20 protein-coding genes are annotated in these 25,427 nt (G+C 64.5%); 10 read left to right on the top strand and 10 right to left on the bottom strand.

Going from position 1 to position 25,427, the window contains the following annotated elements; all coding sequences use genetic code 11:
- Positions 1-28: 28 nt before the first annotated feature.
- The gene (locus ACIP6G_RS08005) at positions 29-859 is read right to left on the bottom strand and encodes a metallophosphoesterase (protein ID WP_365943340.1); all 831 of its coding nucleotides are present in this window, start codon (positions 857-859) and stop codon (positions 29-31) included.
- 248 nt (positions 860-1,107) lie between these two features.
- Here ACIP6G_RS08005 and ACIP6G_RS08000 point away from each other — a divergent pair, with 248 nt between their 5' ends.
- The 8 genes from ACIP6G_RS08000 (at position 1,108) to ACIP6G_RS07965 (ending at position 8,747) form a co-directional block, all read left to right on the top strand.
- Positions 1,108-2,058, top strand: coding sequence for a beta-ketoacyl-ACP synthase III (locus tag ACIP6G_RS08000; RefSeq protein WP_365943339.1), 951 nt, complete (start codon positions 1,108-1,110; stop codon positions 2,056-2,058).
- Positions 2,059-2,195: 137 nt separating this feature from the next.
- Complete coding sequence (locus tag ACIP6G_RS07995; RefSeq protein WP_105656228.1) at positions 2,196-2,534, top strand: helix-turn-helix transcriptional regulator; 339 nt, start codon at positions 2,196-2,198, stop codon at positions 2,532-2,534.
- On the top strand, positions 2,531-3,511 hold the full coding sequence (locus ACIP6G_RS07990) for a TIGR03086 family metal-binding protein (RefSeq protein WP_365943338.1): 981 nt from the start codon (positions 2,531-2,533) through the stop codon (positions 3,509-3,511). The genes ACIP6G_RS07995 and ACIP6G_RS07990 overlap by 4 nt, the downstream gene beginning before the upstream one ends.
- A 9-nt stretch (positions 3,512-3,520) precedes the next feature.
- Positions 3,521-3,958, top strand: a complete 438-nt coding sequence (locus ACIP6G_RS07985; RefSeq protein WP_365943337.1) for an SRPBCC family protein — start codon at positions 3,521-3,523, stop codon at positions 3,956-3,958.
- 136 nt (positions 3,959-4,094) lie between these two features.
- Entirely contained in the window at positions 4,095-4,799 is a 705-nt protein-coding gene (locus ACIP6G_RS07980; RefSeq protein ID WP_105656225.1) for a FadR/GntR family transcriptional regulator, read from the top strand.
- A complete protein-coding gene (locus tag ACIP6G_RS07975; RefSeq protein ID WP_286134627.1) occupies positions 4,796-5,791 on the top strand; it encodes an asparaginase in 996 nt (331 codons plus the stop codon). Before ACIP6G_RS07980 ends, ACIP6G_RS07975 begins: the two co-directional genes overlap by 4 nt.
- Positions 5,792-5,838: 47 nt before the next feature.
- On the top strand, positions 5,839-7,254 hold the full coding sequence (locus ACIP6G_RS07970; RefSeq protein WP_365943336.1) for an aspartate ammonia-lyase: 1,416 nt from the start codon (positions 5,839-5,841) through the stop codon (positions 7,252-7,254).
- Positions 7,255-7,268: 14 nt separating this feature from the next.
- Positions 7,269-8,747 (top strand): amino acid permease, encoded by a 1,479-nt coding sequence (locus tag ACIP6G_RS07965; protein ID WP_105662020.1) that lies wholly within the window; start codon positions 7,269-7,271, stop codon positions 8,745-8,747.
- Positions 8,748-8,818: 71 nt separating this feature from the next.
- Here ACIP6G_RS07965 and ACIP6G_RS07960 read toward each other — a convergent pair whose 3' ends face one another.
- A complete protein-coding gene (locus tag ACIP6G_RS07960) occupies positions 8,819-11,731 on the bottom strand; it encodes an FAD-binding and (Fe-S)-binding domain-containing protein (RefSeq protein ID WP_365943335.1) in 2,913 nt (970 codons plus the stop codon).
- Between the two features lie 108 nt (positions 11,732-11,839).
- Here ACIP6G_RS07960 and ACIP6G_RS07955 point away from each other — a divergent pair, with 108 nt between their 5' ends.
- Positions 11,840-12,565, top strand: coding sequence for a GntR family transcriptional regulator (locus ACIP6G_RS07955; protein WP_105662022.1), 726 nt, complete (start codon positions 11,840-11,842; stop codon positions 12,563-12,565).
- Here ACIP6G_RS07955 and ACIP6G_RS07950 read toward each other — a convergent pair.
- The 3 genes from ACIP6G_RS07950 to ACIP6G_RS07940 all read right to left on the bottom strand — a co-directional run bounded on the left by ACIP6G_RS07950 (position 12,562) and on the right by ACIP6G_RS07940 (position 15,282).
- Complete coding sequence (locus ACIP6G_RS07950) at positions 12,562-12,780, bottom strand: hypothetical protein (protein ID WP_219844362.1); 219 nt, start codon at positions 12,778-12,780, stop codon at positions 12,562-12,564. The two genes, ACIP6G_RS07955 and ACIP6G_RS07950, sit on opposite strands and share 4 nt — an antisense overlap.
- 18 nt (positions 12,781-12,798) lie before the next feature.
- Positions 12,799-14,160 carry a TRAP transporter large permease subunit gene (locus ACIP6G_RS07945; RefSeq protein ID WP_400289455.1) on the bottom strand — a complete coding sequence of 454 codons (1,362 nt, stop codon included), beginning with the start codon at positions 14,158-14,160 and terminating at the stop codon, positions 12,799-12,801.
- 345 nt (positions 14,161-14,505) lie between these two features.
- On the bottom strand, positions 14,506-15,282 hold the full coding sequence (locus ACIP6G_RS07940; protein WP_365943333.1) for a hypothetical protein: 777 nt from the start codon (positions 15,280-15,282) through the stop codon (positions 14,506-14,508).
- Positions 15,283-15,487: 205 nt separating this feature from the next.
- Here ACIP6G_RS07940 and ACIP6G_RS07935 point away from each other — a divergent pair, with 205 nt between their 5' ends.
- Positions 15,488-17,545, top strand: a complete 2,058-nt coding sequence (locus ACIP6G_RS07935; RefSeq protein WP_365943332.1) for a S9 family peptidase — start codon at positions 15,488-15,490, stop codon at positions 17,543-17,545.
- A 31-nt stretch (positions 17,546-17,576) separates the two neighbouring features.
- Here the strand turns inward: ACIP6G_RS07935 and ACIP6G_RS07930 are convergent, their stop codons facing one another.
- From ACIP6G_RS07930 to pdhA, 5 genes are all read right to left on the bottom strand, one after another.
- Complete coding sequence (locus tag ACIP6G_RS07930; protein WP_400289453.1) at positions 17,577-20,153, bottom strand: hypothetical protein; 2,577 nt, start codon at positions 20,151-20,153, stop codon at positions 17,577-17,579.
- Positions 20,153-21,652 (bottom strand): hypothetical protein, encoded by a 1,500-nt coding sequence (locus ACIP6G_RS07925; protein ID WP_365943330.1) that lies wholly within the window; start codon positions 21,650-21,652, stop codon positions 20,153-20,155. Before ACIP6G_RS07925 ends, ACIP6G_RS07930 begins: the two co-directional genes overlap by 1 nt.
- Before the next feature lie 136 nt (positions 21,653-21,788).
- Positions 21,789-23,204, bottom strand: a complete 1,416-nt coding sequence (locus ACIP6G_RS07920; RefSeq protein ID WP_332731564.1) for a dihydrolipoamide acetyltransferase family protein — start codon at positions 23,202-23,204, stop codon at positions 21,789-21,791.
- Between the two features lie 20 nt (positions 23,205-23,224).
- Positions 23,225-24,202 carry an alpha-ketoacid dehydrogenase subunit beta gene (locus ACIP6G_RS07915; protein WP_105656217.1) on the bottom strand — a complete coding sequence of 326 codons (978 nt, stop codon included), beginning with the start codon at positions 24,200-24,202 and terminating at the stop codon, positions 23,225-23,227.
- Positions 24,203-25,345 (bottom strand): pyruvate dehydrogenase (acetyl-transferring) E1 component subunit alpha, encoded by a 1,143-nt coding sequence (pdhA, locus tag ACIP6G_RS07910; protein WP_105656216.1) that lies wholly within the window; start codon positions 25,343-25,345, stop codon positions 24,203-24,205.
- Between the last annotated feature and the right edge of the window lie 82 nt (positions 25,346-25,427).

Genomic DNA, 25,427 nt, shown 5'->3' with positions numbered 1-25,427 from the left:
TGCCCGGTGCGAAGTAGCGTTCTTGGAGTCAGTTGCCGGTCTGCGAACTCTTGACCGGCGCTGGCAGAGGGGTGCTGGCCTGCAGCGCGGCGTACTGGCCGCTGGTTGCAGCGAACGCGTCGACCGATTTGGCTCCGACCTTGATGACCTTGAATCCCGCTGCGGGTTCGTCAACGATCTGCGTCGGGGCAAATGGATTCATGTTGTAGGACACTGCGGGAGCCATGAACACCGGGGTGCTCAACAGCTGGCTGGTGGACGCTTGATGGTAGTGGCCGCTAAGGATTGCACGGATATCGCTTCCGGCGGCGATGGCCGCCAGCTCCATCGGGTTCTCCAGCCCGCGGCCGGCGCGGGCTTCATTGGCGGCTTCCACCGGAGGATGGTGCATCAGCAGCAGGGATCCGCGCGGCGCCGGAACCGCCAGCAGCGAGGCAAGCCAATCGAGCTGCCGCTGTTCCAGGCGTCCCCGGGCCAACTGGAATCCCCCGCTGTCCAATCCGATAATCCGTAGTCCCAGGATCTCGTGCACCGTGTCGGCTGGATGCGGACCGGTGGACAGGCGCCTGGTGTTGAAGGATTCTCCAATCGCGCCCAACGGATCATGGTTGCCCGGAACGGTGATGACCGGGCAATCCAGTTCGCGCTGGGCCTGGTTGAAGATCTCTGCGGCCCGCTCATGGATGTCCGAACCGCGGTCTGCGATATCGCCGGTCACCACAATGGCATCCGGATCCAGGCAAGCGGCTGCTTCCAGCGCCTGTTCTGTTCGTTGCCACGAATCGATGGATCCGTGAAGCAGCTGCCCTTCGGGACGTAGGTGGGTGTCGCTCAATTGGATTATCGTCAGAGGTTCCATTTTTTCCTCCTTCACGGCTGCTGCATTTCATCCCATTGAACGCCGGGGTTCTGGCCAGCAGGTGAACAGGGTGTCGACGCCATATGAAGTCCTGAAGAATCGGGGTTTTGCCGATAATCGGACAAATCGGCCAATGAAGGCAGGTAAAACTGGCTGACACATGCTTTCTGGCGCATATGAACGGCGAGTAGCATCCAAAACGACTAATCTTAGAAGAGAAGATTTGAATCCACCGAGGAGCTATATCCATGACCGGCAGCAAAGTCGTCGCCTTTGGCCACTTCCAGCCAGAGCGCATCGTCCCTAACACCGAGCTGGAAAAGTTGGTGGAAACCAGCGATGAATGGATCACCCGACGTGTCGGCATCGAAGAACGCCGCTGGGGAACCGGTGTTGAAACCGTAGACTCCATGGCCATCAAGGCCGCAGAGATGGCGCTGGGCAACGCCGCTAGCATCAAGGCAGCCGATATCGACATGATCATCGTCGCCACCTGCACCGCTACGGACCGTTCGCCGAACATGGCCGCACGCGTAGCTAACGCCCTGGGCATGGACCAAGGACCGGCAGCGGTGGACGTGAACGTGGCTTGCGCAGGCTTTGCCCACGCAGTTGGCCTGGCCCAGGGCGCCATTGCCGCTGGCTCGGCGACGAATGCCCTGGTTATCGGCTCGGAGATGCTCACCGACTACACCGACTTCACCGATCGCACCACCTGCGTGCTGACCGCGGACGGCGCTGGCGCCTTCGTGATCACCGCATCGGAGGACAACGGCATCTCGCCGGTGGTCTGGGGTTCGGTTCCGTCCCTGTCCGATGCAGTGCGCATCGAAGAAGAAAACAACATGAAGTTTGCGCAGAACGGCCAGAGCGTTTACCGCTGGACCGTCACGCAGCTGCCGAAGATCGCTTCGAAAATCATCGACCGTGCCGGCATGAAGCCTGAGGAGCTGGACGCCATTGTCCTGCACCAGGCCAACCTGCGCATCATCGAGCCATTGGCAGAGAAGATCGGCGCACCGAACGCGCGCGTGGCCACCGATGTGGTGTACTCGGGCAACACTTCGGCCGCTTCGGTTCCGCTGGCTCTTTCCAAGTTGATGGCTTCGGATGAGCCATTGCCTTCGGGTTCCAAGGCATTGCTCTTCGCCTTCGGTGGCGGCCTGGCTTACGCCGGCCAGATCATCACGATCCCTTAAGTATTTTCGCCATGAGTGGGCGCTACGGCATTTTGCCGTGGCGCCCACTAGTGCTTTAACGGCGCCTTCCGCATCAGCCTAAAAAGCTGCTCCGAATCCCTTGCAACAACGCGTTAGTGACTGCTAACGTATTTTTCATGCTTGATCTACTGGAAGTCGCTTCCGAGCCAACGCGCAGGCGCTTGATTCAGTTGCTGGGTTCCGGGGAACGCACGGTGACGGAACTGGCCGCGAACTTCGCCGTCAGCCGCTCCGCCATCTCGCAACACCTGCTGCTGTTGATTGACGTAGGACTGTTGCAAGCCCGCAAGGATGGCCGCAGCCGCTACTACTCGCTGGACCCTGCAGGCATCACGAAGCTCAAGGCCCTCCTTGACTCGTTCTGGAATACCGAACTCGACCTGCTCGTTGCCGAGGCCGCCGAATTGGCGTCGTTCAATGGGCCACCGCACCAGCCACCAGGAGAAAAGCCATGAGCTTTGAACGAACAGTCATCCTCCCCGTTGACGCCGACACCGCCTTTGCACTGGTCACCAACCCGGAGCGCCTTCGCCGCTGGCAAACCGTTGCCAACCGCGTCGACCTGCAGACCGGCGGCAGCTACCGCTTCACCATGGGTCCGGGCCACCAGGCTTCGGGCGCTTTCACCGAAATCGAGCCCGGCAGGCGCCTGGTCTTCACCATGGGCTGGGAAGGTTCGGATGCCGTTCCGCCCGGCGATTCGACGGTTTTCATCACCTTGGAACCGCTGGATCAGGGCACGGCCCTGACCTTGCGCCATGAGGGGCTGGACGCCGAGCAGTCCTCGGGCCACGCCGAGGGATGGAACCACTTCCTGGACCGCCTGAAGGAGTTTGCTGAAACCGGCGAAGCAGCCATCGACGAGTGGAACGCCGTTCCCGAGCCGCAGAACCCGATCGTTTCCGCCGAGGGCTCCGTGGCAGCCCTGCAGTTCATCCTGAACAACATCTGCGCAGCGGACCTGGCCAAAGCCACTCCCTGCTCCGAGTTCTCCGTGAGCGAGCTGCTGGATCACCTTGCGGGTTCGGTCTCGATGATCGGCGGTGCCCTGGGCGCTGCGGTATCCGATGACCCGGCCCTGGCGCCGGAAGCACGCATCGCCAACCTGGTGCAGCCGACCCTGGAGGCTTTTGCCGCTCGCGGCGTTGCCGGCGAGATTGATCTCGGATTCGCTGTCATGCCGGCTTCAGTGGTTGCCGGGATCCTGAATCTGGAACTGATGGTTCACGGGTGGGACTTCGCCCAGGCGACCGGCCAGGAGTTCGCGATCCATCCTGGCCACGCGGAATACGTACTGGGCTTGGCACGCAAGACTGTGGGACCGGCTCAGCGCACCTCCGGTTCCTTCGCGGAAGAAACCATGGTCGCCGAATCCGCCAGCAGCCTGGATCGCCTGATTGCGTTCACCGGCCGCGTTCCCGCAGGAGCCTGAGGACCTCCCATGGTTGACGTCTCCACGAGCATCGCTATCGACCGGCCACGATCCGTGGTGGCCGGCTACGCGATGAACCCGCTGAACGCTCCAGCGTGGTACCGGAATATCCACTCGGTGCGCCGGCTGGATCCCCATGGCTTCGGCCTCGGATCATGCACCGCCTTCGAAGCCAGGTTCCTTGGACGGAAGCTTTCCTACACCTACGAAGTCACCAGGTTCGCGGAGAACGAGGAACTGGTCATGGCCACCGCGCAGGGCCCGTTTCCCATGCGCACCACCTATCGCTTCGAAGCGATAGGGCCAACGGCGACCCGGGTCCAGCTGCGCAATGACGGCGAGCCAACTGGCTTCGGCAAACTGGCCGGCCCGCTGATGGAAATGATGATGCGGCGAGCCAATATGGCTGATCTCCGGGCGCTGAAAAGCATCCTGGAGAAAGACTGAGGACCAGCGGCGAACACCGCGGATACCTTGCCTCCGGCATCGCGTCCGCGGTGTTCGCGCGTCACTGACCTGAGCATTCCCGATTGCTCCAGTTCCCGACTTGACGTTAAGTGGATCACACCCCAGACTGGTACACGTGAACCTGTCTGACAGCTGGACACCCGGACAGCAACCGATCGAACGACGATCCGCTGCCGAAGGCGTCTTCCATGCACTCCGCCTAGCCATTGAAGCCCAGGAAATCGCCATCGGCGCGAAACTGGGATCCGAAGCTGCCCTCGCGGCCGACTACGGCGTGAGCCGCTCGGTCATCCGCGAAGCGCTGCGCTCCTGCGCGGCCCTGGGCCTGACCCGCACCGAAACCGGGCGCGGCACCTTCGTGGTCTCCCACCGGCCCACCCGCGAGCTGAAACTGGGCACGTTCTCCTCCGACGACCTGCACGAAGCCCGTCCGCATATCGAGATCCCGGCTGCCACCCTCGCCGCCACCCGGCGCACCGCCGAGGACCTGGAGCGGATCAGCGGGCTGATCGAGGCGATGGAGCAGGAAGACGACCCGGCAGCCTGGGTCGAGCTGGACGCCGCCTTCCATGCCGCGATCGCCCAGGCCAGCGGCAACTCGGTGTTCTCCAAGGTCGTCGCGGACATCCGCGAGGCCATGGCCCGCCAGTCCGAGACCGTGAACCTGGTTGCCGGCCGCCGGTCGCCGTCGAACTCGGAGCACCAGGAAATCTACCAGGCCATCGCCGCCCAAGACCCGCAAGCGGCCAACAATGCGATGGCCAAGCACCTCAATGCGGTGCAGCAAGCAGTATCCACCATAGTCAGGAGCAAGAAGTGACCCCCGCCGATCCCCAGACCCTGCGCGCTTCGCTGGTCGTTGAGGCACTGCCGCAGCACGAACCGCTGGTCATCGCCACCCGCGGCGAGGCCGTGGAGTCCATCCACTACGGCTCGGCCGTGCTGCTGGATCCCGCCGGCTCCATCGCCGCCAGCCGCGGCGATGCCCAGGCCGCGTTCTACCCGCGCTCGGCGCTCAAGCCGCTGTTCGCCGTGGGCATGCTGCGCGCCGGACTGCAGCTCGACGACCAGCAGCTGGCCTTGGCCTCGGCCAGCCACTCCGGGAGCCCGCGCCACCTGCAGGTCGCCGAATCCACGCTGGCCGCCGCCGGCCTGGACCACACAGCGCTGCGCAATTCCACCGACCTGCCCTACGGCGTTGCCGAGCGCCAGGACTACCTGGCCGCTGGCGGCAAGGCCACCGCGCTCGCGCAGAACTGCTCGGGCAAGCACGCCGCACTGGCGGCCCTGTGCGAGCTCAAGGGCTGGGACACCGCCAACTACCTGCACGACGAGCGCCTCCTGCAGCTGCTGCAGGACACCGTGGAGGATCTTTCGGGCGAACAGATCTCCGGGGTGAGCACCGACGGCTGCGGCACCCCGGTCTACCGGATGACCCTGGCCGGATTGGCCCGCGCCTTCGGCAAGCTGGCCAGCGCCGCGCAAGGCACCGCCGAGGCACGCGTGGCCGCGGCAATGGCCGGCTACCCGGAACTGGTAGCCGGCGTTGGCCGCGATGTCACCGCCCTGATGCGCGCGGTGCCCGGCTCCGTGGCCAAGGACGGTTTCGAGGGCATCCAGGCCGTGGGCCTGCCCGATGGCAGCGCGCTGGCCGTGAAGATCGCCGACGGCTCGGACCGCGCCCGGATGCCGATCACCGCCAAGCTGCTCGCCGAGCACCTGGGCTCCGAGGCCGCGATCGCCCTTGAACCGCTGGCTACCAGCCCGGCCTTTGGCGGCGGTGCGCCCGTGGGCCTGCTGGCCGCACTGTAATTTTTTCCGTTCCAACCATTTCAACGAATCCTGGAGAAGAATCCACCATGCCTGAAACCTTGCTCAGCGGCCAGACCCGCAGCGAGCATGACCTGATCGGCGACCGCGATATCCCGGCGGATGCCTACTGGGGCGTGCACACGCTGCGCGCCAAGGAGAACTTCGACATCACCGGCACCGAGCTGTCCGGCAACCCGCACCTGATCCGCGCATTGGCGCGCGTGAAGCAGGCCGCGGCGCGTGCCAACCACGAGCTGGGGCTGCTGGACGCCCAGCGCGCGAACGCCATCGACCAGGCCTGCGAGGCCATCGCCGGCGGGGCGCTGCATGAGCAATTCATCATCGACCCGATCCAGGGCGGGGCCGGCACCAGCACGAACATGAACGCCAACGAGGTCATCGCCAACCTGGCGCTGGAAATCATGGGCCATGCCAAGGGCGAGTACTCCTTATTGCACCCCAACGACCATGTGAACCTCTCGCAGTCCACCAACGACGCCTACCCGACCGCGGTGAACATCGCCACGCACTTCGCCACCCAGCCGCTGCTGGCAGCCATCGAGGTGCTGCAGGATTCGTGCATCGCCAAGGCCGCCGAGTTCCGCACCGTGGTGAAGATGGGCCGCACCCAGCTGCAGGACGCCGTGCCGATGACCGTGGGCCAGGAGTTCCGCGGCTGGGCCGTGACCCTGGGCGAGGACCGGGCGCGGCTGGAAGAATCGCTGTGCCTGGTCACCGAGATCAACCTCGGCGCCACCGCCATCGGCACCGGGCTGAACGCCCCGGCCGGCTATGCCGAGGCCGCCTGCCGCCACCTGCGCGAGCTGACCGGCCTGCCGCTGACCACCAGCCCGGACCTGATCGAAGCCACTTCGGATGTGGGCGCGTTCGTGCACCTCTCGGGCGTGCTCAAGCGCGTGGCGCTGAAGATCTCCAAGATCTGCAACGACCTGCGCCTGCTCTCCTCCGGTCCGCGCGCGGGCCTGAACGACCTGCAGCTGCCGGCCGTGCAGTCCGGCTCCTCGATCATGCCCGGCAAGGTCAACCCGGTGATCCCGGAAGTGGTCAGCCAGATCGCCTACCAGGTGGTGGGCCACGACTTGACCGTGACCATGGCCGCCGAGGGCGGGCAGCTGCAGCTGAACGCCTTCGAGCCGGTGATCGTGCACTCCATCGGGCTCTCCCTGAAGCACCTGGCCAACGGCTGCCTGACCCTGGCGCACAAGTGCATCGACGGGATCACCGTGGACGAGCAGGCGCTGCGCCGCGAGGTGGAGAACTCCATCGGCCTGGTCACCGCGCTGAACCCGAGGCTGGGCTACGCGGCATCCACCTCGGTGGCCCTCGAAGCGCTGCACACCGGGCGCGGCGTGGCCGAGCTGGTGCTCGAACGCGGCCTGCTCTCGGCCGAAGACCTCAATGAGCTGCTCTCCCCCGAGCGCCTCGCCAACCTCACCGACTAGATCCGAGGAATCATATGGATAATTCCACTCCGCACGCCACCGCGGCGCACGTCCCCGATGCCGCGCTGACGGCCGGCGACAACGATTACCACAAGGGCCTGTCCTCCCGGCAGATGCAGATGATCGCCATTGGCGGAGCGATTGGCACCGGCCTGTTCATGGGCGCCGGAGGGCGCCTCGAGGCGGCCGGCCCGGGCATCGTGATCAGCTACGCGGTCTGCGGCTTCTTCGCCTTCCTGATCCTGCGGGCGTTGGGCGAACTGGTCATGCACCGTCCGTCGACCGGCTCCTTCGTCTCCTACGCCCGCGAGTTCTACGGCGAGAAGGCGGCCTTCGCCACCGGCTGGCTGTACTGGCTGAACTGGGTGATGACCGCCATCGTGGACATCACCGCGGTCGCCCTGTACATGGGCTTCTTCGGCAAATACGTGGGGTGGATCAGCTCGGTGCCGCAGTGGCTCTGGGCGCTGGCCGCGCTGGCCGTGGTGCTCACCATGAATCTGATCTCCGTCAAGGCCTTCGGCGAGATGGAATTCTGGTTCGCGCTGATCAAGGTCGTGGCCCTGGTGGCCTTCCTGATTGTCGGCTGCTACTTCGTCATCTTCGGTACCCCGCTGGACGGGCATGAGGTCGGCTTCTCGCTGCTGGCCGATAACGGGGGGCTGCTGCCCAACGGCCTGCTGCCGGTGCTGGTGCTGATGCAGGGCGTGGTCTTCTCCTATGCTTCCATCGAGCTGATCGGCACCGCCGCGGGTGAAACGGAGAATCCGGAAAAGGTCATGCCCAAGGCGATCAACACCGTGATCATCCGCATCGCCGTATTCTACGTCGGCTCGCTGGTACTGCTCTCGCTGCTGCTGCCCTACACCGCGTACAGCGCCGGGGAATCGCCGTTCGTGACCTTCTTCGGATCCATCGGCGTGCAGGGCATGGACGTGGTGATGAACCTGGTGGTGCTCACCGCGGCGCTGTCCTCGCTGAACGCCGGGCTCTACTCCACCGGGCGCATCATGCGCTCCATGTCATTGAACGGGTCGGCACCGAAATTCGCCGGACGGATGAACAAGGCAGGGGTGCCCTACGGCGGCATCGTGATCACCGCCGTGGTGGCAGTGCTCGGCGTGGTGCTCAACGCCGTGGTCCCGGCCAAGGCCTTCGAGATCGTGCTGAACTTCGCTGCCATCGGCATCATTGCCTCCTGGGCGATGATCGTGCTGTGCCAGATGGCCCTGATGAAGTCCGCCAAGCGCGGAGAGCAGGATCGACCCAGCTTCCGGATGCCATTCGCCCCGGTTTCAGGCTGGGTAACCCTGGGCTTCCTGGCCCTGGTGCTGGTGATGATGGCCTTCGATAATCCGGTAGGCACCTGGACGGTTGCCTCGCTGGTGATCATCATCCCGCTGATCATCGGCGGCTGGTACCTGTGCCGCGGACGGATCAACGAGATCGCCGAGGCACGGCTGCGCAACGAGCAGCCGGCCAACCAGCCGTAGCAGGATCGCAGAACCGGCCCGGATGCAGCATCGCGCTGTGTCCGGGCCGGTTTTCTGCGTTCCGAGCCTGGCTAGCCGGTGATCTTGGCCTTGAGCAGCACCTGCGCCAGATGCATGCCGCGGACCTCCGTGCCCTCGGCGATCTGCGTGCGGCAGGAGAATCCGTCGGCGAGCACCACATCGTCCTGCGCACGATTGCGGATGGCCGGGAAGAGCTCGCGTTCGCCCAGCGAGCGGGATAGTTCTGCATGTCCGGGTTCGAATCCCCAGTTGCCGGCCAAGCCGCAGCAGCCGGTTTCGATTTCACGCTCGTCAATGCCGATGCTGCGCAGCACGGCCGAGGATGAGCCATGGTCACCCTGCGAACGCTCATGGCAATGGACTTGCGACACCGCGCCGACGTTCAGCTGTTCGAAGGGCCAGCTGGCGCTGGGCTTGCCATCGGCCGGAACATGCTTGGCGATCAGATCCGCGAACGGCACGACGGCCGCCGACAGCGCCGCCGCGCGAGGATCCTCGGGAACCAGCTCGGTGATTTCGTGGCCGAGCATCACCGTGCAGGACGGTTCCAGGCCGATTACCGGGTAGCCTGCCTTGACCAGGGGTTCCATGACGTCCAAGGTGTGCTTGATGACCTTGCGCGCGGTATCCAGCTGGCCGGTTGAGTGCCACGTCAAACCGCAGCAGACGAACCCTTCGGGAATGATCACCCGGTAGCCGAGGGTTTCGAGCACTTCGACTGCCGCCTCGCCTGGTCCGGTATCCAGGTGGTTGTTGAAGGAATCCGGCCAGAGCACCACGGTGCCCTGCGGCGATGCGGCTTCTGTTTCGTTCCGCTTGGCCGCCCAGCGCTGCAGCGATTCGCCCGAGAACGTGATCATCTTGCGTGTCGGTTCAATGCCGCCAACCTTCTTGACAAGCCGTTGCACCGCTTCGAAGCGCAGCACGGTGTTGGCCAAGGATGCCGCACCTGGCACCTGGTGCATCCAGTGGGTGAGCTTGGGTAGCCACCCCATGGTGTAGTGCGCCATCGGGCGGATGCGACCCTCGTAGAACTTGTGCAGGAACTCCGACTTGTAGGTCGCCATATCCACATTGACCGGGCATTCGGAAGCGCAGGCCTTGCAGGACAGACAGAGGTCCAGGGCGTCCTTCACCTCTTCGGACTTGTAGGCATCGGGCAAGGTGGTGCCGCGGAACATCTCGGAAAGCACCCGGGCACGGCCGCGCGTGGAGTTGACCTCGTTATGAGTGCCCTGGAAGGACGGGCACATGGCCCCCTCGTCCGAACGGCACAGGCCTACGCCCACGCAGCGGTTGACCGCGTTGACCAAGGAACCCTTGTCGCGCGAGAGCGCATGAACCGGCGTCAGCTCGAAGCTGCGCTGCCCGGGTCCGGGACGCAGCGACTCATCGATGCGTTCCGGATTGACCAATACCCCGGGGTTGAACAGGCCCTCGGGATCGAAGGCCGCCTTGAAGCTGGCGAATGCCTTCATCATCTTCGGGCTGTACATGCGGGTGAGCAATTCCGAGCGCGCCCTGCCGTCCCCGTGCTCGCCGGACAGCGAGCCTCCGTGCTTGGCTACGGTGTCGGCGGCCTGTTCCATGAACTGGCGGAAGATCGCCATGCCTTCTTCGGTGCCCAAATCGAAGGAGATGCGCACGTGGACGCATCCCTCGCCGAAGTGCCCGAAGGGGATGCCGCGCAGTCCATGGGTGTCCATGAGCGCGTACAGGTCGCGCAGGTAGTCGGCGAGATTTTCCGGCGGAACCGCGGAATCTTCCCAGGACGGCCAGGCCTCGCCGCCATCTGGCAGACGGGTGACAATACCGGCGGAGGCTTCGCGGATCTTCCATAGCGTGCGGGCCTCGGCATGGTCCGTCACGACCACGGCATCGATCGCAGCTCCGGTCTGCGCGGCATACGCGGACTGCACCAGCTCATCGGCGATGCTTCGTGCCTGTTCCATGGTTTGCCCAGCAGTCTCGCAGAAGAGCCAGCCGCCGGCCTTGGCTGCGCCACCGCGGTTGGCGGCACCCATGCCTGGCAGGTTGGATCCGGCATCCTGCTGCCCGGGGCGGCTACGCAGCGCATCGAGCAGATCTCCGCCCATGCCTTCCGCGGTGGCAAGGCCTGGCCGGCGCAGGGATGCAGCCGCAGCCGCGGCGTCGAAGACCGTTTCAAAAGCCAATACTGCCAGCGCCGTATGCTTCGGCTTCTCGACAAGGCGCACCACCAGCTCGGTGATGACCCCGCAGGTACCTTCGGAACCGGAGAGCGCCTTGGCGACATTGAACCCGTTTTCCGGGAGCAGATAGTGCATGCCGTAGCCGGAGACCTGGCGGGCGAAGCGGCCCAGTTCGGTGCGCAATTCCTTGAGGTTCGCATCGCGAAGCGCCTTGAGATTCCCGTCAAGTTCTTCGCTGCTGGTGCCGTCGGAGTTGACCTCAACCACGGATCCGTCGCCTAGCATGATCTTCATGGACACGACGTTGTCCGCGGCGGTGCCCCACGCCAGCGAGTGCGAGCCGCAAGCGTTGTTGGCCACCATGCCGCCTACGGTGCAACGGCTATGGGTCGACGGGTCCGGGCCGTAGGTCAGTCCGTATTCAGCAGCCGCATCACGCAGCTGGTCGCAGATGACTCCAGGCTGGATGCGTGCGGTCTTCGCCTCGGGATCGATGTCGAGGATCTTATTGAAATAGCGGGAGGTGTCCAGGATCAACCCCTCGCCGATGGCGTTGCCCGCAACCGAGGTGCCGCCACCTCGCGACGTGATCGAAAGGCCTTCGGCCTTGGCATATTCGATACCCAAGGCGATGTCGGCCTCGCTGCGCACTTCGAGGACCGCTTGCGGAACCCGACGGAATATCGAGGCATCGGAAATATATGCAGCCCGAGTCGTCAGATCGGTCCGTAGCCGTTCCCGCATCTCATTTGCCTCAGGACTCAAGGTCTGGATGCTCGACTGAGCTGACATGGTGATCGCCTCTCGTTGATTCGTCTCATCAGAGTAACATGTTACACACTGTTTAGTTTCTTGATTACGTGAAAACTCCGCAGTCGATTTCAATGAGAGAATCAGTTCATGACCTCCGATCCCCAAGTCCCCGCCCAACATGGGCGCACATTGACCGAACAAGTGATGGACTACGTCCGTTCAGCTGTCATTTCTGGGGAATTGAAGACCGACACCCTCTACAGCGTGTACCAGCTGGCTGATCGATTGAAGATCTCCCGGTCACCGGTGCGCGATGGCCTGTTGCGTCTGGAAGAAGCCGGCTTGATTGAATTTGCGCGGAATCGCGGCTTCCGCATCATTCCGACCCAGCCAAAAGATGTCGCAGAAATTTTCTCGCTACGGCTGGCTCTGGAGGTTCCTGCCGCGTTCCGAGCCGCGCAGGCCTGCACCCCGCAAATCGCAGCGCAGCTAAATGAGATCGTTGGCGGTCTGTCCCGTTGCGCCGAAGCCGAACTGACCGAAGAGTTCTTCGATCTGGACCAGCAGCTGCACGACTTCATCCTTGAAGTCGCGCAATCGAACCGCGGCCGCAACATCGTGAACCGCCTTCGTGTCGCAACGCGGCTGCTGGGCGTTTCCACCGCAGGCAAGCAGCGCACGCTGAGCGACATCATGGTCGAGCATGAACCGATTATCACCGCAATCTCCAGTGGCAACGCCCCGGCAGCGGCCCTGGCGATGCGCCAGCACCTGGTCGCGACAGGAAAGCTTTTGCTCGCACAAGCAGTTCAGGGCCAAGGTTTGGACCTTGACCCTGAAAACTTGTGGACAGAACTGACAGCTGGCTACTAGTCCTGCTCGTCTTCCTTGTATTCCTTTGAATACTGCAGCACGAAGGCACACAGAGCGCACGCTGTCGCGAAACTGAATGTCCACGGGTACAGGACCTGCTTTGCGCCGCTGACCAGGTCGCCATTCAGCGACAGCACACCTGCCAGCTGCGTGCCGACGATTGCCGTGCCGCCGATCATGAACAGCGCCAAGAAGATCAGAAACAGAATTTTCATGAGTCGCATGTTTATCTCCTACGAAATCGGAATCGGCAGCCAGCCCATGCCGACAAGCCAGGCAATGGCGATCATTGGCAGCACGAAGTAGCCCAGCAATGGCATGAACATCTTGGTTGGATTGGTTTCGGCGAAGCCGGCAGCCAAATAGATCGGCGCTCCGACCGGTGGCGAAGAACCCTCGGTCGAGGTGCACAACAGCACTGTCACCACGGCGATGACTGGGTCGATACCCACGCTGGTCAGCGCCATCACTGCCGGTGCACCCACGGCCGCGGCGGTTGCCGTCGAGGACAGCGGGGTGGCTACGACCACAGCCATGACACAGACGATTGCGACAATCGCCGCCTTTGGCATATCCAGTGAACCCAGGAAATCTGAAAGCTGCGGACCGACGCCCAGGGCCTCCATGATGTTCGATGCGCTCAGCGCCGCGAAGAGTGAAACACCAACAGTGGCGAACTGCGGCAGCTCGCGATTCAAGATCACCTTGAACTTCGAATCCGGTGCGAAGATCCGCTTTCGCCCCTCGATCAATGCGATCGCCGAAATCAGAATCGGAACCCAAACGATGATCGAGATCGATCCCATCGAGTCCTTGCCCACCAATTCCGGACGGGATAGGAATTCAAACAGCGGGCCGAAGGTCAGCGCGACGGGGATCGCGATACCCAGGAAGATCAGCAGCGAGCGCCAGCCTTCGCGCAATGCTTGCCCCAGCGTCGCTATGCCATCGCGATTCGCTACGGGAATGCCGTCGGCACGAGCCCAAGTGAACACCAGGATCATGCGGTAGAGCACGCAATAAGCGCCACCAATGGCCAGTGCAACATATACGTCGCCAGCGGAAATTCCAGCGGCAGCCGGCATGGCCAAGAGGATGAACATGGTGCTGTTCGGCGGGAGCGCGACGCCCAAGCCGGAGTTTCCTGCTACCAGCGTTGCAGCGCGGTTGGAAGACCAGCCGTTTTCCTTCATCCACGGAATGGTTACCGAGCCGACCGTCGCCGTGTTGCCTGCGGTTGACCCCGCCACCAGTCCGATTGCGGCCGAGCCGAGGGTCGAGACGTAGGCCGATCCGCCACGAACGCGCCCGAACATCGAGTTCAGGATATGGATCAGGCGCTCGATCAGGCCTGTCGCCGAGACGATCACTCCCATGAACACAAAGGCCATGCCCGCGAAGGTCACGTCTGATTGGAAGCCGTCTATCACTGCTGCGCTCAACAAGTTCAGCGCATCCGCGCCGCCGACCAGTGAACAAGCTATCAGCGCTAGTACCAGCGCCTCTGAAATACGCCGTTTCAGTACGACGTTAACTATGACTGTCACGGCGATGAATACGCCAAGTGCCAGCACGCCCATGTGTGCACCTTTCACGTTATGACTTTGTGTGCCTACACACAGTAGCATGTTACAGGCCACACAATGTGACATGAGAGTCTTTTTGGGCTTTGGTTACACCGCACAGACGGCACAGCCAAGCCTGCTTTTCGCGGCCACCGAGGTTTCCAACGCACCCTGCATCTTCGCCACTCAGCGGCAATTTCTCCTGCCCGCTTCGATGGTCTTCAGCATCTGCAGCCCTTCCGCACCCTTGCGTGGAACACAGCACACTCGCTACCAATTCTGGGCGCGGAATGCAGCTTCTTGAGGCGTGAAGAAAGGCAACAGAAGCCAGCGCGATCGTCTGATTTCTGTTGCCTTTCCTATGTTCTGGTTGGGCTAGCCGACGGCAGGTTCCACGCTGAGCAGGATGTCGCGCACCAACGCGTATTGCTCGGTGCCCAGGAACTGCTGCGCTTGCTGCTTGGTCGGGTCGTCAGGAACACCATGGTCTTCCAGATAATCCTCTTCAACCCACATCATCGGCGACTGCTCGCCGATCCTGAAGAAGTTCAGGTCCGGGTTCTCATCGCGCTTGCCGAGCTCTTCGTCATCGATCAGGGCAATGTCGAATCCTGAATCCTTCTCCCCATCTTCCTGGTCCGTCGATTCCCAGAACTCGGCAATCAGGCTCGTCGGGCGGAATCCGGTATCCGCTCCGGGATTTTCAAGTTCCTTGCGATCCAGCAGCTCCCGTTCATACAGCGCCGTGTCTCCATCCGGAGAGGTTGCCGTGGTGGGGATCAGGGTCAGCACGTGCTTGCCTTGCGCGCCCTTGATCTCCCATTCATCCCACTCGGTGCACTCGCCGTCGCAGTCGTCCCCGGTGGCAGTCCACTGCTCAGGGGTAAAGACGCGGATGCCGTGCACTTCATGCACTTGGCTCAGCTCTGGCGCCGCCGAGCTTGGCGCATCCGCGCTTGCGGTACTTTGCGTTGGGCTGGATTCGGGGCTGGAAGCGGTCGGCGCGCTGGCGCTTGCCGATGGAGACGTTCCGCTGGGTGCTGCGCTCTGGCTTTCGGCCGGTTCCGGCTCGGCTCCCTGGCAGGCAGCCAGCATCAGCGCTGCCGCGCACATCATCGGGAGCGCGCCTAGACGGGTTCTGGCACGGTTCATCTTTTCCAACTCCTTGATCGATCATCCGGTCATGCAGCTGACATCGCGAGCTCCCCCATGGAACCCATCCTCCATGGCCTTGCAGGTTTTTCCAATAGCTGCAGCATCACGCCTTAGTTGCAAGTTGTCCCGGTCGTGCTCCCGATGCCAGGTAATTTTCGATTTCCGGTAGTGCCCAGCCGCGAACAGTGGCAAGATATGTGAAGTGGAACACTCTAAGCATTCATTTCATAATTTAGATTCATTTATCGGCCTGGGCCGCCTCAGCGGCCTGGCGCTCTCCCCCGACGGCACCAAGCTCGTCACCACCCTCAGCGAGCTTTCCGAGGACGGGACGAAATACGAAAGCGCCCTTTGGTCGCTGGATCCCAAAGGCGAAGAACCAGCACGCAGGCTGACGTTCGGCGAGCACGGCGAATCGCAACCGCAGTTCACCGCCAACGGCGACCTGCTCTTCGTGGCCAAGCGCTCGTCGAAGGAAGACGCCAAGGCCGAAGGCTGGATCCTTCCGGTGGCAGGAGGCGAAGCCCGTTCGGTGATCTCCCACCCAGCCGGGGTGCAGTCCTTGCGGATCTGCCAGCAGTCCCCGCAGACCATCGTGCTGCGCACCTCGGCCTTCTCCCGTGCCAAGGATCTGGAGGCCGAAGCGGCACTGCGCACCGGCCGCAAGGACAAGAAGGTCTCGGCGATCCTGCACACCGGCTATCCGGTACGCTACTGGGACGAAGATCTGGGACCGGCCACCCCGCACTACTACACCGGGTCCCTGCCCGGCCTGCAGGACGCCACCAGTACCCAGCTCACCGACCTCACCCCGGGTGTCGGCGCGAATCTGGAGGATACGTCCTACGACGTTGCTTCCAATGGCAGTTTCCTGGTCACCGAATGGCAAGTTCCCGAAGGCCGGGCCTCCTCGGCCCCTGGTTTGATGCGCATCGACCTGCACACCGGCGCCCACGAAATGCTGCTGGCCCCCGACGACACGTACGAATATACGCTGGGCAAGATCAGCCCGGATTCAACCCAGCTGGCCTACGCCCGCTGGGAGCGTTCCACCGCCGATACCGCCCCGGTCTTCGAGTTGTGGCTGATGGACCTGGCCGACGGCGCCACCCACCGGATCGCCGCCGGCTGGGACCGCTGGGTCAATGACCTGCAGTGGGTTCCCAACGGGCGCTCGCTGCTGCTGACCGCCGATGACAACGGCCACGCCCCGGTCTTCCATCTGAGCCTGTACAACGACAAGATCACCCGGCTCACCGATGACGGCGCGTTCACCGATCTGGCCATCCGCAGCGACTCGCGTACCGCCTACGCGCTGCGTTCCAGCTACCTGTACCCGGCCGAACCGGTAGCCATCGACCTGGCGCATACCGGGGATCTGGAGCCGGGCGAATTCGCGGCCTTGACCGAACTGCGCTCCCCGGTGTCCCGTCCGGCCCTGCCCGGAACGCTCACCGAGGTGTCAGCCACCGCCGAAGACGGGTCGAGCATCCGCGCCTGGCTGGCCCTGCCCGCCACCGCTTCTGCCGCCGACAAGGCGCCGCTGCTGCTGTGGATCCATGGCGGGCCGCTGGGCTCGTGGAATGCCTGGAGCTGGCGCTGGAGCCCATGGCTGCTGGTGGCCCAGGGCTATGCCGTGCTGCTGCCGGATCCGGCCCTGTCCACCGGCTACGGCCAGGAGTTCATCCAGCGCGGCTGGGGCCGCTGGGGCCAAGAACCGTATACGGACCTGCTGGCCATCACCGATGCCGCCGAGGCGCGGCCGGACATCGATGAAACCCGCACCGCCGCCATGGGCGGCTCCTTCGGCGGCTACATGGCCAACTGGGTGGCTGGGCACACCGACCGCTTCAAGGCCATCGTCACCCATGCCAGCCTGTGGGCGCTGGAAGGCTTCGGCAAGACCACCGACGCCGCGTTCTACTGGACCCGCGAGATGAGCCCCGAAATGCGCGAGCAGAACTCGCCGCATCATTCGGTGGGCAGCATCGTCACCCCGATGCTGGTCATCCACGGCGACAAGGACTACCGGGTGCCCATCGGCGAGGGCCTGCGCCTGTGGTACGAGCTGCTGGCCGATTCGGGGCTGCCCCAGAAGGAAGACGGCAGCACCGAGCACCAGTTCCTGTACTTCCCGGATGAGAACCACTGGGTGCTGTCCCCGCAGCACGCCAAGATCTGGTACCAGGTTGTCACCGAGTTCCTCTCCCAGAAGGTGCTGGGCAACGCGCCGCAGGAACTGCCCGAGCTGCTGGGCTAGAACCGCGCAGTGCCGGACTGCCGGGGCGGAGTCATTTCTGTCCCGGCAGTTCCACTGGCGCTGGAGCATCTCCCCCGGCACCGCGGCTGGCCAGCACCAGCGCCTTGGCCCGCCGCGCCACGTCGGCATCGCGTTCGCCCAGCAGCGCTACCAGCCGGGCCAGATGCGCCGCGCGCTGGGCATAGCCGGCGGCAAGGCGCTGGCCCAGGGTCATCGAGGATAACTCCTGGGCTTCGCGCCAAGCCATCATCAAGGCCCGCTCGAACAATCGCTGCCCTGCCTCGTCCGCATTCCCGGCCGCGGTCGCGCCGAGCACGGCCACCGCATTGATCTGCGAATCCTCCAGGCCCATGGCCAGCTGCTCCAGCTGCCGGCGCGAATGCTGGACGGACCGCGAACCGCGGGAGAACCGGGTCAGCTGCGTGCTGGCCCCGAGCAGGTACTGGATCACCTGGAGAACGTTGATTACCGTGAAGAACAGCATGAACACGAGCATCCAGTACAGCAAGGTGGTGTTGTAGTCCGGCTGCTCGTACCCGGCTTGCTTGAGCACCACGGCGAAGTCCTCGGCCGCGCTGGCCGCTTCCATCGCCGGATAGTTCGACTCGTAGATGCTTCCGTGCTCCCACCCGCCGGTCGTTCCCCACGAGGCGGTACCGCTGATGACCGCACCGGAAATCAGCCCTGGCATGATGCCCTTGCCCTCGTCCGTGATCAGCAGCGGAATGATCGTCAAGTCCTCGGGCAGCTCCCCGTTGGCAGGATCAGCGCGATCGGAGTATTCGTCCTTGATCCGCAAGATCGCCGCGCGCACGCTCTCGGGCGTCGAATCACGGTATTCCGAGCCGTCGAAGTGCTTGAGTTCCAGGTAGGCTTCGGCATCGCGCACCGCAACCAGGATCTGCTGCGGGGTGTCGAAGTCCTCTTCCATGTACCGGCGGATCTCGGCCTCGTCAACCAGCTGGCCCTGGTCATCGATTTCAAGTTCCATTCCCCGGCCGGACCCCTCATGGGTGCGTTCGGGTTCGTTGGCTATCGAGGAGACAATGAGCCCCGCGGCGATCAGGCTGCCCACCAGCAGGGCCGCAAGCAGTCCAGACTTCCACGCCCGGCGCAGCTTCGGCGGTTCATCGCCAGCTGCCTTGCGGGTGCTGGCGAGCCGGGCCAGCATGCGCTGCCAGCCAGCAGGTTCGCCCGATGTCCCTCCGGCAGCCTGGTCGGTCTGCAGCGTGTCGCCGAGAATCCCGCGGGCCAGCGAGTTCGCCGTGGCGATCTGCGCCAGCGCACCCTGCTTGGATACCGGCGGCAAGCCCAGGCTGGAGCGCAGCTCATTGTGCTGGGCGCCGATCTGGGGCACCGGCTGCGGCAGGCCCCGCGGATACCGGCGCAACCGGGCAGCGATCTTCCCGGCGAGCTTCGCCAGCCGCCGTTCGGCCTCGGCCCAGCGCTCGATGGCGGTGCGCTGGCTGGTATCGCCATGGGCGGCATTGAGCAGTTCGCCGAGGGCACTGCGGAAATCCGCCAGGTCCTTGCCGGCCACCATGGTGCCCGGAGCGGTGTCCAGCCGGATCAGCAGCGCCGTGGCCGCATCGTTGATCGGGCTGCTGAGCTTGTCGAAGGTGGATCCGGTGCCAGCCAGGTGCGCATGCACCGAGCCGGCGCCCATCAGCGAGTCGGCCAGTTCCGTCAGCTTGCGCGTGTCGGCCTCGAAGGCCGCCAGCTGCTGCCCGGTGCTCTGTTCCAGGCATTCAGCCCGGGTGAACAGCGAGCGCACCAAGGGCGCTTCGCGGCGGGCGGCATCCAGGGACAGGGATTCGAGCTGCCGCCACGCCTTGGTGAAGCCGGCAGGACGGCGCGATTGGTCGGTGGCCTGGTAGGTGGCTTCCAGTGCTTCGAGGTCCAGGAGCACGCGGGCCAGCTTGCGCTGCGCCGCGGCCAGCCGCCTGTGGCGCGATGCCCACCGCGAGCGGAAGCGCAGGGCGCTGGCCAGGAATGCGGCGGTGAGCATGGCGCTCGCACCCACGGCCGCGAACCAGAAGATCGCCGAGCTGCTGGGCGAATCGTCCAGCAGCACGGCGGCAGTATGCGCGGCGGCCGCCGCCGCCTTGGGCCCATGGCCTACCGAAACGTTCTTGGTGAAGGCGTGCTCGATGTCGAAGCGCAGGTCGGTATGCGCGTCGTCGGATGCTGCAAGGCTGCGGTCCAGGCCCACCCCGGCGAAGCGCTGTTCGGCGTCGCTTAGCCCGGGATCCCTGTTCTCCATCCTGGTCGAGACGATGATCTGGTTTTCCGGCACCTGCCCGCGCAGCAGTTCATCACCCGTGAGCCAGCGGTCGGTGATGACCAGTTCCAGCGGGGCCGTGGCACGCACCGGGTGCCGGGCCATCTCGGCGTCCACCGTCTGCTGGGTGATGTTGAAGCCGTTATCGCCGCGGACCACCACCTGGACCTCGTAGGGGTCCGGGACGTTGGCTGCCTGCACGGCCATCACCGCGCGCACGCCCAGCGCGGTGGTCACCAGCGCCATGATGATGGCGGCGATGGCAGTCCAATGGTACGGGCGGTGCAAGCGCCGTCCGGTGGAATCATGCATCAAACGGGCCGGCATCAGCGGGTCCCGCTTCCTGGCGCGAAATTCCGGAGCACTGCGATGGGATCGTCCTCCAGCGGATCGGTTTTCCGCTGCGCGCCCTCCATTGATTCGCCCAGGCCGTGGGGAATCTTCAGCCTCGCCTGGCCGGCTTGGGCCAGTGCATCGTGCAACACGCCATCGAGTTCGTCGCGCAGTTCCCACAGCCTGTCCAGGATCCCCGGGGCCGTATCCGCGCCGGTACTCCTGCAGCTCAGGCGGGTGTGCAGCAGCTGCAGCTCATCGGTATGCGTGATGATCACGGTGCGCGCGGCCTGCGCGCAAGCCAGTTGCCCGGCACCGGGAAGATCGAGGAACAGCGCCAGGTCCTCCAGCCGTGCACGGTGGTATGCGAAAGTCCGGTTCCAGGACTCGCGCGAATCCCGTGGCCGTGCCGTGAAGGCGTGGGCCAGCTGCACCGCTCCGCGCAGCAGCGAGAGCTCGTGCTCGCAGTCGCGCAGCTGGGCCAGCTGCGCTTCGGAGACCTGCTGCGACTGCAGGGAATCCGGGGCCGTGTCCAATGCGCGCAAGGCGCCTTGCTGGGAGCCGGCCCGTTGCCTTTCAAGTTCTGCCATCACCTGCGCCAAGCGGCTCTCCCCCGCCCGGCCGGGATCGGGCACCGGATGGCGGTCCAGGTAAATGCTTGCCCGCTGGATCCGTGATTCGAGCAGCTCGGCCTGCTTGTTGCGATCGGCGGCGGCTGCCTGCCGGGCCTTGCGGCGCTTGGCACGCCAGGCCCATGCGAGCAGGAACGCAAGGGCCGCGGCGAGCGCGCCCACGGCGATCACCTTGGCCAGTGTCCGGTCAGGCGGTGCCTGAAGCTGCTGGGTGGTGGCCAGCGCGACGGCGGTGATCCCCGCGGTGTAATCCCCGGCGGCGAACTCTCCCTGCCCTGCCTCCAGGATCCGCTGCTGGCTTCCCGGTGCGGTTTCGCGCACGTCGCGCCCGGGATCCACGGCGATTTCCACCGGATCCCCGGCTTCCTGGGGAAGCATCACGCCGATGGCGATCCAGCCTTCCCCGACATAGCCCAGGGTCTTTCCGTTCTCCAGCCAGTCATCGCTCAGCGCGTCGCTGTCGCCGAACATCAGCATCCCGCGCACCAGCTGCCCGGCTCCCTTGAGGTTGTTGGGTTCCTGGTCCACCCCGAGCAGGATCTTCGCATCCTGTTCGCCCACGGCCTGCCGGACCTGGTCCATGATCCGTTCCGAATCCACCTCATCGAGTGCCGCATCGGTGACTGCCAGGTAGAAGTTGCCTTCCTGCGAGGTCACCGACGGGATGAGGACGGTGCCTTCATCTGCGGAGTCATCGTCGGGCGTCGCCGAGGGGTAGACCGGAGCCGTGGCCTCTGGCTGAGTTGGATCCGCGGCTGCCTGCGCCGGCACAACGCCCAGTCCCAGGCCCAGGGCTGCGAACAGGCCCGCGAGCAGCAGCTTGCCGGGGTACTTCAGGTCGGTGCAACACGTGCAGTTCATGGGAACAACTGTATCAACAGGGGTTTGAATAACCCTGCTCAAGGAACATTTCGAACCGCAGGGACGACACCGCCCCGCGCAGATCCCCGAAAGGTTCTGCGCGGGGCGGTGGGCTGCCTCGCTGGCCCGGGAGCCCTTAGTCCAGCAGCATCGCCGGTTCCTGCAGGATCGATGCCACGTCGGCCATGAAGCGGGCCGAGAGGTCGCCATCCACCACGCGGTGGTCAAAGGATCCGCCCAGGGTGGTGATCCAGCGCGGGACCACTTCGCCGTCGATGACCCATGGCTTCTGGCGGATCGTGCCGAAGGCAACGATGGCTACTTCGCCCGGGTTGATGATCGGGGTGCCGGTGTCGATGCCCAGCGCGCCGATGTTGGTGATGCTCAGCGAGCCATCGCGCATGTCCTCGGGACGGGTCTTGCCGGCACGCGCGGTGGTGGCCAGATCGTTCAGGGCGATGGCCAGTTCCTTCATGTTCAGGTTCTGGGCGTCCTTGATATTCGGCACCAGCAGGCCGCGCGGGGTGGCTGCGGCGATGCCCAGGTTCATGAAGCGCTTCTGGTGGATCTCGGCGCCGTTTGCGGTTTCCACCCAGCTGGCGTTCACCGAAGGGTTGCGGGCCGCCGCCCAGATCACGGCACGGGCCAGCACCAGCAGCGGCGAGACCTTGATGCCCTCGAAGTCGCGGGACTTCTTCAGGCGCTGCACGTATTCCATGGTTCGGCTGGCATCCACATCCACGAAGATCGAGACATGCGGTGCGGTGAAGGCCGAGTCGACCATGGCCTTGGCGGTGGCTTTACGCACGCCGCGCACCGGGGTGCGTTCCACGCGGGCATCGGCCAGCTGGCCGTGGGCCCAATAGGTTGGCGCCGCTGCATGCTCGGCTTCGCGCTGGGCCTGGTAGCTGTTGACGTCTTCGCGGGTGATCTCGCCCTGGTTGCCGGTGCCCACCACGTCGTTGATGTCGATGCCCAGCTCCTTGGCCAGCCGGCGTACCGGCGGCTTGGCCAGCACGCGGTCCACGAAGCTCGCCACCGCAGGCTTGCGGCGGTCGACTTCGCGGGTCACCGCGGTACCCAGGGACTGCGCGCGGCGCGAGATGGTCTCGGCCAAGGCGGAGCCGGAGGCGCGCACCGCTGCGGTTCGCGCACCGGCCGTCGAAGGAGCGGGGCGGGTGGTGCGTGCCCGGCGCACCGAGGCATCAGCGGTGGGGCCCGATCCGACCAGCGGGCCGGGTTCCTCCGAGGCCTGCGGTGCGGCGGTGCTCAGGGCTTCGGCTGCTTCGGGCACGCCGGTTGGAGGTGCCGCGTTGCCTTCTTCATCGATGGTGATCAGCGGGTTGTCCACGAGTACGGTATCGCCCTCGGCCGCGTGCAATGCGGTGACCACCCCGGCGAAGGGGCAGGGCAGCTCGACCAGCGACTTCGCGGTTTCGATTTCCACGAAAATCTGGTTGACCTCAACGGTGTCGCCCACCTTGACCTTCCAGGAGGCGATATCCGCTTCGGTCAGGCCTTCGCCCACATCGGGGAGATTAAAGACTGTCATTACTACTCCTTGGATTCCGCTTAGTAAGCGAAAGACCGGTCGAGGGCTTCAAGCAACTTGTCGATGTCCGGCAGGTACTGGGACTCCACCTTGGAAATCGGGTAAGGCATGTGGAATCCGCCCACGCGCAGCACTGGGGCTTCCAGCGAGAGGAAGGCGCGCTCGGTGATGCGGGCCGCGATTTCGCCGCCCAGGCCGCCGAAGGTCGGCGCTTCGTGGGTGACAATCAGCCGGCCGGTCTTCTGCACCGATTCGGTAATGGTGTCGAAATCGATCGGCGACAGCGAGCGCAGGTCGATGACCTCGATGGACCGGCCATCTTCCAGCGCGGCATCAGCGGCAGCCAGGGCGATCGGCACCAGCGGGCCGTAGGCGACGATGGTCGCGTCAGTGCCCGGGCGGACCACCTGCGCCTTGAAGGCATCCAGCGCCGGGGTTTCGGTATCGACCTCGCCCTTGAGCCAGTAGCGGCGCTTGGGCTCGAAGAAGATCACCGGGTCCTGGCAGCTGGCTGCCTGCTGGATCATCCAGTAGGCGTCATGCGCGTTGGACGGGGTGATGATGCGCAGGCCCGCGGTGTGGGCGAACAGCGCCTCCGGGGATTCGGAGTGGTGCTCGATGGAGCCGATGCCGCCGCCGTAGGGAATGCGGATGACTACAGGTGTGGTCAGACGCCCCTCGGAGCGGGCGTGCATCTTGGCCAGCTGGGTGGTGATCTGGCTGAAAGCAGGGAAGACGAAGCCGTCGAACTGGATTTCCACCAGCGGGCTGAAACCGCGCAGGGCCATGCCCACGGCGGTGCCGACGATGCCGGCCTCGCCCAGCGGCGAGTCGATGACGCGGTGCTCGCCATACTTGTCGATCAGCCCGTCGGTGATGCGGTAGACGCCACCGAGGCGCCCGATGTCCTCGCCCATCAGCAGGGACTTGCCATCGGATTCCAGCACCTTGTCCAGGCCGCTGGTAATGGCCTTGGCCAGGGTCATTGTGGTGGTCATTTAGTGCTCTCCCTCAGCCGCATCGGCGAATCCTGCTTCGTATTCCAGATGCCAGGCCAGTTCTTCCTGGATCAGTGGATGCGCTTCGGCGTAGACCTGCTCGAAGGACTTGGCCAGCGGCGGGACAGGGAAGGCCATGGCGTCTTCGCGGACCTTGGCAGCCATCGCATCAGCGTCGGCGGCCAGCTGCTCGAAGTAGGCGTCGTCAACCAGGTTGTTCTCGCGCAGGTAGGTTTCCAGGCGGATCAGCGGGTCCTTCGGGGCCCACTGGGCCTCTTCTTCGCTCATGCGGTATTTGGTTGGATCATCGGCGGTGGTGTGCGCGCCGAGGCGGTAGGTGACGGCCTCAATGAGGACCGGGCCCTTGCCGCTGCGTGCGTGTTCCAGCGCCCAGCGGGTGACCGCCAGAACGGCCAGCACGTCGTTGCCATCCACGCGCACTCCCGGCATGCCGTAGCCTGCGGCGCGGTTGACCAGCGGCACCTTGGACTGGACCTCGAAAGGAACGGAAATCGCCCACTGGTTGTTCTGGCAGAAGTAGACCACCGGTGCGTTGAAGGAGCTGGCGAAGACCATGGACTCATGGGTTTCGCCCTCGGTGGAGGAGCCATCGCCGAAGTAGGCGACTACGGCGTTGCCCTCCTTGGCGCGACGGGCTTCATCCCAGCCGCGCTGTTCCATGTTCAAAGCCATTGCGTAGCCGGCGGCATGCGGCATCTGCGCGGCAAGCACCATGGTGTACATGTGGAAGTTGTTTTCCCGGGGATCCCAGCCGCCTCCGGAGATGCCGCGGAACAGGCGCAGCATTTCGGAGAAGGACACATCGCGGGTCAGTGCCACGCCGTGCTCGCGGTAGGTGGGGAAGATGTAGTCGCTTCGGCGGGTGGCACGGCCGGAACCGATCTGCGCCGCTTCCTGCCCGCGCAGCGGGACCCAGAGGCACAACTGGCCCTGGCGCTGCAATGCTGTGGCCTCTTGGTCGAATCGACGGGTCAATGCCATGTCGCGGTAGAAGCCGCGAAGCATGTCATCATCAACGTCACCCAGATACGCATCGTACGTTCCATGGGACTGACGCTGGCCGTCCGGAGTCAGGATCTGAATCAGATCCGGCTCCGTCGCCTCGGTCGCAGCACGCGTCATTTATCATCCTTCGGTCATAAATATGCCCCACACGGAATACATTCCGCATGGGACATATACGGCTTGTCTAATTTCTAAGCCT

This window comes from Glutamicibacter sp. NPDC088483, assembly GCF_044753145.1.
Lineage (GTDB): Bacteria > Actinomycetota > Actinomycetes > Actinomycetales > Micrococcaceae > Glutamicibacter.
Note: the sequence above shows the minus strand (reverse complement) of the source record. Positions and strands in the feature narration are given on the sequence as shown.